Annotated in this window: 5 protein-coding genes; all 5 read right to left on the bottom strand. The window is 63.2% G+C overall.

Features of this window, described 5'->3' with window-relative positions; all coding sequences use genetic code 11:
- Positions 1-345 precede the first annotated feature (345 nt).
- Complete coding sequence (locus tag AC30NL_RS05835) at positions 346-1263, bottom strand: transglutaminase family protein (RefSeq protein ID WP_489463072.1); 918 nt, start codon at positions 1261-1263, stop codon at positions 346-348.
- A gap of 3 nt (positions 1264-1266) precedes the next feature.
- Entirely contained in the window at positions 1267-3723 is a 2457-nt protein-coding gene (locus AC30NL_RS05830; protein WP_489463071.1) for a circularly permuted type 2 ATP-grasp protein, read from the bottom strand.
- A gap of 788 nt (positions 3724-4511) precedes the next feature.
- Positions 4512-7895, bottom strand: a complete 3384-nt coding sequence (locus AC30NL_RS05825) for a transglutaminase family protein (protein WP_489463070.1) — start codon at positions 7893-7895, stop codon at positions 4512-4514.
- Positions 7896-8224: 329 nt separating this feature from the next.
- A complete protein-coding gene (locus tag AC30NL_RS05820) occupies positions 8225-9196 on the bottom strand; it encodes an alpha-E domain-containing protein (RefSeq protein ID WP_489463069.1) in 972 nt (323 codons plus the stop codon).
- A gap of 126 nt (positions 9197-9322) precedes the next feature.
- Positions 9323-10759: a circularly permuted type 2 ATP-grasp protein gene (locus tag AC30NL_RS05815; protein ID WP_489463068.1), complete on the bottom strand. Its 1437-nt coding sequence runs from the start codon at positions 10757-10759 to the stop codon at positions 9323-9325.
- Positions 10760-10921: the final 162 nt, after the last annotated feature.

Below are 10921 nucleotides of genomic sequence, written 5' to 3'. Positions count from 1 at the left end.
TCTCGTGTTGGAAGGCTTCGATAACACCCCGCAAAAGGTCTCTGGCTCGGAACAGCGGCCAGCTGCGGATTGGCACATGATCACACGGGATGGGACATCTAGGCAGCCATAGCCCGGGCTATGGCGAGCATTTGCAACGACGAGCAGGGGTCTTTTGGCGTGATGAGCGGGCATGAGCGAAATACTCTCAGCCTCTCAGCCAAGGGGGTGCACACGATCACCGTCCAAAGTCGTTGAAGCTTCCCTTGCCCTTCGGTTTGTCACAAATCGCTGCCCGTTCACGAACTCTTTTGTATGCATTCCATACCAGTCTTCTCGCGTTGAGCCGAAAGGGCAGCCCCCCGCTCAAGACGGGACCACGCTGACGCAGACCTTCATCTCCTGCGCGCCGCCTCCGAGGATGACGCCTCGCAATGGAACGACGTCGGCGAAATCGGCGCCCCAGGCGAGCGTGATGTATCGATGGTCTGCCAACTGGTCGTTGGTCGGGTCGAACTCCACCCAACCGTGCCGAGGCGAGAACACAGCCACCCACGCATGCGATGCGTCCACACCCATCAGGCGCGGCTGCCCCGGCGGCGGCTCGGTGAGCAGATAGCCCGACACATATCGCGCCGGCAAGCCATGCGTGCGCAGGCATGCGAGCATCAGGTGAGCGAAGTCCTGGCACACGCCGTGGCGCTTGGCGAGCACCTCGTCGACCGATGTACTCACCGTGGTCGCACCAGGTTCGAATTCGAAATCGACATGGATGCGGTGCATCAATTCGCTGACCGCCTCCAGCCAGTCGCGCCCAGGTCGAAGCGAAGGCACGGCATAGGCTTGCGCCGCATCCGACAAAGGCACGAGCGGCGTCGGCTCACTCATGCGCGCGGGGTTCATGTCGTCGAGCGACGGACCGAGTCGCACGGCATCTCGAACAGATTCCCAGGTCTGTGCTTCAGCGGCATCGATGAGCAAGGGTCGCGGCGCCACCTCGACCGTGCAGTGCATGCGCACCCGCAAGACGCGATGCGCACCGTGCAAGCCGAAATGCGTCACCGTATTGCCGAAGCTGTCGACGGCATCGTGCTGCTCGTCGGACTGCGGGTCGATCTGCAGTGAATGCGACAACAGTTTCTGCCAGGGCAAAGACCTCGGCGTCAGTCGCGCGAGTTGCCACGATTGCGAGACCGGCGCGGTGTACGCATAGCTGGTGTCATGCTCGACGGTATAGCGCTCGGCGCTCATGTCGCCTCGACCGTCATCGGCGTTGTGTTTCAAGGTTCAGGCTACCAGCGAAAGCGCGCTGCGCGAAGTGGCGTGCGAGAAGAACTTGAGGCTCAACTCGTCTGACACTGCCAAGGCCGCTCGGTGCAGGCAGCCGAGCACATCCGCCACCATCTCGCTCTCGGGATGCAGGTCTTCGGGGCGAAGCTTGCGCAAGGCTGCGTGCGCGGGCGCGATCACGTCGCTCGCGAAGCGGCCGTGCGAGAGTTCGAGCTTGGCGATGTACTCGCTCAATCCCTTGACCTGGAACGCCACCGAGCGGGGGTTCGCCTCGTCGCGCAGCACAAGGTCGAGCACCGGCATCCACTCCGGGGCCACGAGGTAGCGCGAGCGATAGGTCACGGTCGAGTCGGCCAACTCGAGCAGCCAGTCGAGGCCATGCGTTCGGCCTTCATTCGTCGCCACTTCGAGCATGCTGCACGCGTCGGCCAAGCGTTCGATGCGGCGGCCGAGCGACAGGAATCGCCAGCCAGTGCCGCGTGTCATGCCGTCAAGCACAAAGCCCGACAGCGTCATCATCGACGTGACTGCCCTGTCCAGCCACACAAGCGCGAGCGGCAGCGACATACTGCGCTGGAACACCGGGTCGGCGATGAGCTGATTGAGCGTGCGCCAGTTGTCGGCAGACATTCGATCGCGCAAATTGAAGGCCACGCGCGACAACTGCCTGAAGCGTTCGCTCAAGGCTTCTTCCGGATGCGTCGCCGCACGCAGCAAATCGGGGCCGGGGTTGTTGGTCTGTGCTATCAGTCCGAAGCGTTTTGCGAGCACCAACGCAGGAGCCACACCTTCGGCCTCTTCCGCATTGTCGTCAAGCACTCCACCGATCGCCACGCGCAACAAGCGCGCTGCCATCTCACAGCGCTCGCCGTAGCGGCCGTACCAGAAAAGGTTTTCAGCGGATCGCGACGGCAGGTTGGCGCGCGCAGTCACGAGGTCTTCCGGCCGCACCGTGCGCGACATGAGAGAAAACGCGACGTTCACCGGCGCATCCGACAGCACCCAGGTGTCTTTCGAACGCCCGCCGCGCTGCATGGCAATGCCGCGCGTGTCGCCTTCCGCAGCAACCCGTGTCAGCCCGCCGGGCATCACGCGATAGCCGTCGGGGGTGGCAACCGCGAACACGCGCAGGCCCACATTGCGTGCGCGCAACTGCTCGGACAAATCACCCAGTCCGCGTTCGAGCACCGGCGCCTGCGAGCCGTGGACCCACTCCTGCGCGACGTAGCGCTGCGGTCTTGCCTTGACGCGCGCAGCCAACGCATGCCGTTCGCCGTCGGTGAGGTCGACACCAAACACCGCGCGCTCGCCACTCGATCGGTCCAGCGGCTTGATCAGCACCTGATCGAGGCTTTGCCATGCATCCTCGAAGGCGGCCCCCTCGCCCAGCCACCAGGTGGCGATCGATGGCAACTTGAGCGGCTCACCCAGCAGTTTCTCGCTCAGCGCCGGCAAATACCCGAGCAGGGCGCCCGATTCGAGAACCCCGGAGCCGAGTGCATTGGCGAGCATCACCGTTCCGCGACGCGCGCAGTCTGTGAGGCCGGGGACGCCGAGTGCGGAATCGGTGCGCAGCTCCAAGGGGTCGCAGTAGTCATCATCCTGGCGTCGCAAGATGGCGTGCACGCGCTTCAGGCCTTCGACGGTTTTCATCCAAACACGGCCGTCACGCACGGTAAGGTCGCTTCCCTCCACGAGCGCAAAGCCGAGGTACCGCGCGAGCAAGGCGTGCTCGAAGTAGGTTTCGTTGTACGGGCCAGGGGTGAGCAGCACGGCCAGCGGCGCGTCGTCGCCACGCGGCGCCCAATGCAAAAGCGAGACCCGCAAGGCCGCGAAGAAGGCGGCCAGGCGCTCGACGTGCAGGTCGCGGAACATCTGAGGAAACACACGCGAGATGACGAGTCGGTTTTCCAGTGCATAGCCCGCGCCGGAAGGTGCCTGGGTTCGATCGCCGACCACCCACCAGTGGCCGTTGGGCGATCTCGCGAGGTCGGCGGCGTATTGGAACAGGTGAACACCGCCCGGCGGACGGATGCCTTGAGCTTGATGCAGGAAACCGCTGTGGCCAAAGATGATGGATGGCGGGACGTCACCCGAGCGAAGCAGCTGCTGCGGACCGTACAGATCGGCCAGTACGCGGTTGAGCAGCTCGGCGCGCTGGGCAATGCCGGTCTCAATGGCTTCCCATTCGTCTGGCGGAATGAGCAGCGGCAGCGGGTCGACTTCCCACAAACGGTCAGCGCCTTGCGGATCGGCGTAGACGTTGTAAGTGATGCCGTTCTCGCGAATCTCACGCTCGGTCAGCGAGAGTGTGTCGTTCACCTCGGCACCTTCGCGCGAGGCAAGCGCGTGCAGGAAAGCCTCCCAGTGCGGCCGCGGGCGGCCCGGCACGGACAGCAGTTCGTCGTAGCGGCCTTCCAATGCGGAATATCCGGAGAGCAGTTGTCTCAGCATGGGAGATGGGGGAGGCAAGTCACGGGAGTGATTGTCGCGGGTGGGGTGTGGGGTGGCGAAGTTCGAGAAACTCGAGCAGGTGCGGGCGATGTGGAGGCCGTGGGGTTGCCTTGATGGAGATGGGTGTGATTTTTGAGAGACCCCTCACCCCAACCCTCTCCCCCCGCCGGGGGAGAGGGAGCCGCAATGCACTACTTCGAAGCGGGCCACCGCGAGCTGGCCTGTATTGCTCCCTCGCCCCTTTCAGGGAGAGCTGGCCCGTATTGCTCCCTAGCCCCTTCGGGGCGAGCTGGCCTGTATCGCTCCCTCGCCCCTTCAGGGAGAGCTGGCCCGTATTGCTCCCTCGCCCCTTCGGGGAGAGCTGGCCCGTATTGCTCCCTCGCCCCTTCGGGGAGAGGGCTGGGGTGAGGGGCCTGGGCCTCTGAGCAAACATGAACTTGTCATGCGTCAACCCCGCCCTCTTCATCGCCAAACGGGTTGTGAGGAGGGGTCGAGCAGATGCGGGCGATGGTGGAGGCCGTGGGGCTGCCTTGACGGAGATGGGTGTGATTCTTGGGAGACCCATCACCCCAACCCTCTCCCGCAAGCGGGAGAGGGGCCGAAATGCATTACTTCGAAGCGGGCCACCGCGAGCTGGCCTGTATTGCTCCCTCGCCCCTTCGGGGAGAGGGCCGGGGTGAGGGCTGCGGCCGTCGAAATACAAGGCCTCCCCTCTTCCACCGCCGTCGCCCTCACCTCTGCCCTCCAGAGGGAAGAGGGAGCAAGAGAGGGCGAGGAGGCAATCCACATCAATAGCCCTTGCGCCGCAAATCCAGCGTGAACGGAAAGTTCGGATTCCTCTCCTCCTTGCGCACCTTCATCTCCCCCGGCGTATGACCGATGCGGAAGAAGCGTGCCAGGCGCCTTGCTTCCGCCTCGAAAGCATTCACCGGGAAAGTGCTGTAGCTGCGCCCGCCCGGATGCGCCACGTGGTACTGGCAGCCACCCAGCGACCGGCTCATCCACGTGTCGACCAGGTCCACCGTCAACGGCGCATCCGGCTCGATGGTGGGATGCAACGCGGATGGCTGACTCCAGGCGCGATAGCGCACGGCCCCGATGAACTCGCCGACCTTTCCTGTCGGTTGCAGCGGCACGACACGCCCATTGCACGTGATGACGTGACGATCGCCAACCAGCCCCGTGGCCTTGACCTGCAAACGCTCCACCGACGAATCAACGAAGCGAACCGTGCCGCCGGGTGCACCCTCCTCGCCCATCACGTTCCAGGGCTCGAGCGCCAGACGCAACTCCACGTCAACCCCACGTGCGTCGAATTGACCGATGAGGGGGAAGCGGAAGTTGAGATGCGGCGCGAACCATTCGGCATCGATCGCATAGCCGAAGTCCCTGAGTTCGCTGATCACATCGAGCAAGTCGTCCCACACGAAATGCGGCAGCATGAAGCGGTCGTGAAGTTCGGTGCCCCAGCGCTTCAAACGCTCGGGCCGCAACGGTTGCTGCCAGAAGCGCGATACCAGCGCACGCATCAGCAACTGCTGCGTGAGGCTCATGCGTGCATGCGGCGGCATCTCGAAGGCGCGCATCTCCAAGAGGCCCAAGCGCCCGGTCGCACCGTCCGGCGAATACAGCTTGTCGATGCAGAACTCGGCGCGGTGAGTGTTGCCCGTCACGTCGATCAGCAGGTTGCGCATGAGCCTGTCGATGAGCCATGGAGGGCACGCATCTTTCTGCTCCGACGTGATCCGTTGCAACTCGGCAAAGGCAATCTCGATCTCGTAGACCGAATCATTGCGCGCCTCGTCCACCCGCGGCGCCTGGCTCGTGGGGCCGATGAAGAGGCCTGAAAACAGATAGCTCAGCGACGGATGGTTGTGCCAGTAACCCACCATGCTCGTGAGCAACTCCGGCCGCCGCAGGAAGGGCGAGTCGGCCACCGTCGCTCCACCCAGGACAAAGTGGTTGCCGCCGCCGGTGCCGGCGTGCCGGCCGTCGAGCATGAACTTCTCTGTCGACAGGCGTGTCTCGTGGGCGGCTTGGTAGAGGTGCGTGGTCTGATCGACGAGCTCATTCCAACTGTGGGCGGGGTGGATGTTGACCTCGATCACGCCCGGGTCCGGCGTCACACGAAGTGTTGCGAGACGCGGGTCTTTGGGTGGCTCGTATCCTTCGAGGATGACCGGAAGGTTCATCTCGACGGCCGTGTCCTCAATGGCGGCGACCACTTCCAGATAGTCTTCGAGCGCGGAGGCGGGCGGCATGAAGAGATAGAGCCTGCCATCACGCGGCTCGGCGCACAGAGCCGTGCGGGTGATCCATTCACCCGACTGGAATGGAGCCGGTTTGCGCTGCTGCTCATCGCTGGCTTGGCGACCATTGCCGGTGCCCAGGAACGCTCCTTCCCGGCCTTCCTGTGCACCTGCGGGCAACCACCTCGACTCATCGCCTCCAACGGCATGGCGCAAGCGCCGATATGGTGGCAGCGGCGCGAAGGACTGCGTTTGATCGGGTGGATGAACCCACGGAAAATCCGCAGCGTCCACCCACGGCTGCGAATCCAGCGGTAACCGGTACCCCATTGCCGAATCGCCAGGGATCAGGTAGCAGCGCTCGGCGCGCAAGAACCACGGCCCTGACTGCCACCTCGGCAAAGCGTTGCGATTCGGATTGCGCAGCATTGGCAGCACGTGGCCAACGACTTTGTCGAGCCCCTGCGAGAAGACCTTTCTGAGGCGGTCGCGCTCCATCGGATCGGAAAGTCGCGAATCAAAAGGGTCGACGTTGGTGGGCAGATTGCGCTCGCGCCAGAGGTAGTACCAGGTGTCCTCATAAGCGGGGAAGACATGCTTGGCATCGATGTCGAGCCGCTTCGCCACGCCGTTCAGAAACTCCTGCGCGCGCTCCGGCGTCACACGAAAGTCCTGTCGCTCGCTTGCGAACAGTTCCGGGTGCATCCACAGCGGCTCGCGGTCTTTGCGCCAGAACAGGTTGAGCGACCAGCGTGGCAGTTGTTCGCCTGGGTACCACTTGCCCTGGCCGTAGTGCAGCAGCCCGCCGTCGCCGTACTTGGCGCGCAGCTTGTCCATCAGATCCGCACTCAAGGCGCGCTTGGTGGGGCCCAAGGCATCGGTATTCCATTCCGCGCCGTCGCGGTCGTCGACCGACACGAAGGTGGGCTCTCCCCCCTGCGTGAGCCTCACGTCGTTGCGCCTGAGGTCCGCGTCCACGCGCTCTCCCAGCACCTCGATGTCCATCCACTGCTCTTCGGTGTAGGGCAGCGTCACACGCGGCGCTTCCCACACGCGAGAGACCTTCATGTGGTGCTCGAAGGTGGTCTCGCATTCTTCGAGCGCACCGGTCACTGGTGCGGCGGACGAAGGCTCAGGCGAGCAAGCAAGCGGGATGTGCCCTTCGCCCGCGAGCAGGCCCGAGGTCGGATCGAATCCGATCCACCCCGCGCCCGGCAAGAACACCTCGCACCAGGCATGGAGATCAGTGAAATCCACCTCCGTGCCGCTCGGCCCGTCGAGCGCCTTCACATCGCTCTTGAGCTGGATGAGATAGCCCGACACGAAACGTGCCGCCAACCCCAGGTGCCGCAGCAATTGAACAAGCAGCCAAGCTGAATCGCGGCACGATCCGCTCGCGTTCACGAGCGTCTCTTCCGGCGTCTGCACACCGGGCTCCATGCGGATGAGATAGGCAATGTCCTTTTGCAGACGCTGGTTCAGCTCGACCAGGAAGTTTGTCGTCTGCTTCGTTTCGAGCGGGATGCTGTCGAGGTACTTCTTGAAGGCAGGCGTGAGCGGCGCCTTCACCATGTAGGGCGCGAGCTCGTGCTTGAGATCGGGCTCGTAGTCGAAGGGAAAATTGTCAGCCGAGGGCTCGAGAAAGAAGTCAAAGGGGTTCAATACCGACATCTCGGCGACGAGGTCGATCTCGATTCGAAAGTTCGAGGTCTTGTTCGGAAAGACCAGCCGCGCGAGATAGTTCGACTGCGGGTCTTGCTGCCAGTTGATGAAATGCTCGCCGGGCTCGACGCGCATCGAATAGCTCAGCACCCGCGTGCGCGCATGCGGCGCAGGTCGCAGCCGCACGACCTGCGGGCCGAGGCTGATCGGCCTGTCGTAGCGGTAGTGGGTCACGTGATTCAGCGCGACATGAATGGACATGGGCTCTTCCCTTTGTTTGTTGTCGTGGCGCGATTGTTAAATGCGGCAGAACTCGAGAGAGTGTCGCCGACCAACTCAGAGGCTGAGAGTATTTCGAGCGTGTCCGAGCAGCACGTCAAAAGGCGCCTGATCTAGGCGCAAAGCGCAGCCATAGGGGGCTGTTCATCTCAGAGGCTGAGAGCTTTTCGAGCGTGTCCGAGCAGCGCGTCAAAAGGCACCTGATTTAGGCGCAAAGCACAGCCATAGCCCAGGCTATGGCGAGCATTTGCAACGACGAACAGGGGTCTTCTGGCGTGATGAGCGGGCATGATCGAAATACTCTCAGCCTCTCAGGCTTCGACGGGCAAGAGGAAGTCACGGCTGATGCCCAGCCCGAGCGTACCCACGCGTTCCAGGAACTGCGTCAAGTAGGCGTGCAAACCCGTCGCGAGAATCTCATCGATGCGGCCATATTGCAGGTCGGCGCGCAAGCGGCCCGCTCGTCGCAGCGTCTCGCTCGACTGCTCGTTCGCGACCATGCTCAGGTTGGTCACCACCTCGTTCATGCAAGCCGCCAGCGAGCGCGGCATGTCGGGCCGCAGGATGAGCAACTCCGCCACCTTCCCGGGCTGAATGACGTTGCGGTAAGCCTTGCGATAGACCTCGAAGCCTGAAACCGATCTCAGAATCGCCGACCAGTGATAGAAGTCGAACTCGATTTCGCGACCGTTCGCGTTGGCTGCGGCGGGGCCGAAGAACTCGCTTTCGACGGCATGAAACTTCACGTCGAGCAAGCGCGCCGTGTTGTCTGCGCGTTCGAGGAAACTGCCAATGCGAAGGAAGTGAAATGCCTCGTCCTGCAGCATCGTTCCCACCGTCACGCCGCGCGACAGATGCGATCGGAACTTCACCCACTCAAAGGCCGCGCCGGGGTCGCGCTGGAAGGCGTCGGTGGCGACCATGCGCTGGAATTCGAGCCAGGTCTGGTTCTGCGTTTCCCACACCTCGGTGGTGAGCGTGCCCCGAACGGCGCGGGCGTTCTCTCGCGCAGCCATCAGGCAACAGCGGATGCTCGACGGATTATTGGCGTCACTCACCATGTAGTCCATGACGGCCCGGGCGTTCACACCGCCGTAGCGCTTGCCGTAGTCGCCCGTCAGTTCCGAAATCGACAGCAGGCCCTTCCAGCCCTTCTCCGCAGCGTCGGCGGATTGCGGCATCAAGGACGTCTGATAGTTGACGTCGAGCATGCGCGCAGTGTTTTCAGCGCGCTCCATGTAGCGCGCCATCCAGAACAAGTGATCAGCGGTTCTTGAGAGCATCCGTGTCTCCGTAGGATGTCCAAACGTAGGATTTGGCCCGGAATAAGTTCCCGTTTTGGGGGCGCTGGGCGGGATGCGATGCAAGGCGCTCCGCGGGCGCGCTGCGGCGTTGCTCCTCACTTGTGATCATGCCTCCAGCACCCAGGTGTCTTTCGTCCCGCCGCCCTGCGACGAATTGACGACCAGCGAACCTTCCTTCAACGCAACCCGCGTCAAGCCTCCCGGCACCATTTGGACCGTCTTGCCCGACAGCACAAAGGGCCGCAGATCGATGTGCCGCGGCGCAACGCCACTGTCGACGAAGGTCGGGCAGGTCGACAGGCTCAACGTGGGCTGTGCGATGTAGCCCGACGGATTTGCTTCCAGCGCCTTGCGGAAGTCGGCGATCTCGTCCTTGGTCGACGCCGGTCCTACGAGCATGCCGTAACCGCCTGCGCCGTGCACTTCCTTCACGACAAGCTCGCCCAGATGATCGAGTACGTAGTGCAGGTCGCTCGCTTCGCGGCAAAGGTAGGTCGGCACGTTCTTGAGGATCGGCCGCTCGCCCAGATAGAACTCGATCATCTTCGGCACGTACGGATAGATCGACTTGTCGTCCGCCACGCCCGTGCCGATGGCGTTCGACAAGGTCACGTTGCCGGCGCGGTACACGCCCAGCAGTCCAGCGCAACCCAGCGTCGAATCGGCCCTGAACGCGAGCGGATCGAGGAAGTCGTCGTCGAGCCGCCGGTAGATCACGTCGACCCGCTTCGGCCCTTGCGTCGTGCGCATGTAGACAAAGTTGTCGCGGACGAAGAGGTCCTGCCCTTCGACCAGTTCAATGCCCATCTGCTGCGCCAGAAACGCATGTTCGAAATAGGCGCTGTTGTACATGCCGGGCGTGAGCAGCACGACCGTCGGATCGTTCACCGATGCCGGCGCCACCGCACGCAGGGTCTCCAGCAAAAGGTCCGGATAGTGCGCGACCGGCGCAACGCGGTTCTCACTGAAGAGATCGGGGAAGAGCCGCATCATCATCTTGCGGTTCTCGAGCATGTAGCTCACGCCGCTGGGCACGCGCAAGTTGTCTTCGAGCACGTAGTAGGTACCGCTGCCGTCGGGGTTGGCAGCCCGCACGATGTCGATGCCCGCGATGTGCGAATACACGCCACCAGGCACGTCCACGCCCATCATCTCGGGCCGGAACTGCGCGTTCTTGAAGATCTGATCGGCAGGCACGATGTCGGCGCGGATGATTTCCTGCTCGTGATAGACATCGTGGATGAAGCGGTTGAGAGCGGTGACACGCTGGCGAAGCCCGCGCTCCATCTCGCCCCACTCGTCGGCCGGGATGACCCGCGGGATGAGGTCGAAGGGAATCAGCCGCTCGGTGCCCGAACGGTCTTCGTCCTTCGCACCGTACACCGCGAATGTGATGCCAACGCGCCGAAAGATCATCTCGGCTTCTTCGCGCCTGGAGCGCATCACGTCCTGCGGTTGCAGCGACAACCAGCGCTGATAGCTGCGGTAATGCTCGCGCACCGTGTCATTGGTGACTTGCATCTCGTCGAAGCTGGGTCTCATCTGCATTTCTCCTCTGAGAGGCTGAGAGTATTTCGATCATGCCCGCTCATCACGCCAAAAAACCCCTGCTCGTCGTTGCAAATGCTCGCCATAGTGCAGAGAGTCTTTAGCCTGGCGGACGCGGCACCCGGGATCTGCGCTGACGGCACGGCGTGACCGCCG

Source organism: Rhizobacter sp. (genome assembly GCA_021153565.1).
GTDB lineage: Bacteria > Pseudomonadota > Gammaproteobacteria > Burkholderiales > Burkholderiaceae_C > Albitalea.
This window is presented reverse-complemented; position numbering and strand designations above follow the sequence as displayed.

Bases quoted from the DNA above. Each gene is read 5' to 3' on its own strand.
- AC30NL_RS05830 (WP_489463071.1), bottom strand. From the start codon at position 3,723: ATGCTGAGACAACTGCTCTCCGGATATTCCGCATTGGAAGGCCGCTAC.
- AC30NL_RS05820 (WP_489463069.1), bottom strand. From the start codon at position 9,196: ATGCTCTCAAGAACCGCTGATCACTTGTTCTGGATGGCGCGCTACATG.
- AC30NL_RS05825 (WP_489463070.1), bottom strand. From the start codon at position 7,895: ATGTCCATTCATGTCGCGCTGAATCACGTGACCCACTACCGCTACGAC.
- AC30NL_RS05815 (WP_489463068.1), bottom strand. From the start codon at position 10,759: ATGAGACCCAGCTTCGACGAGATGCAAGTCACCAATGACACGGTGCGC.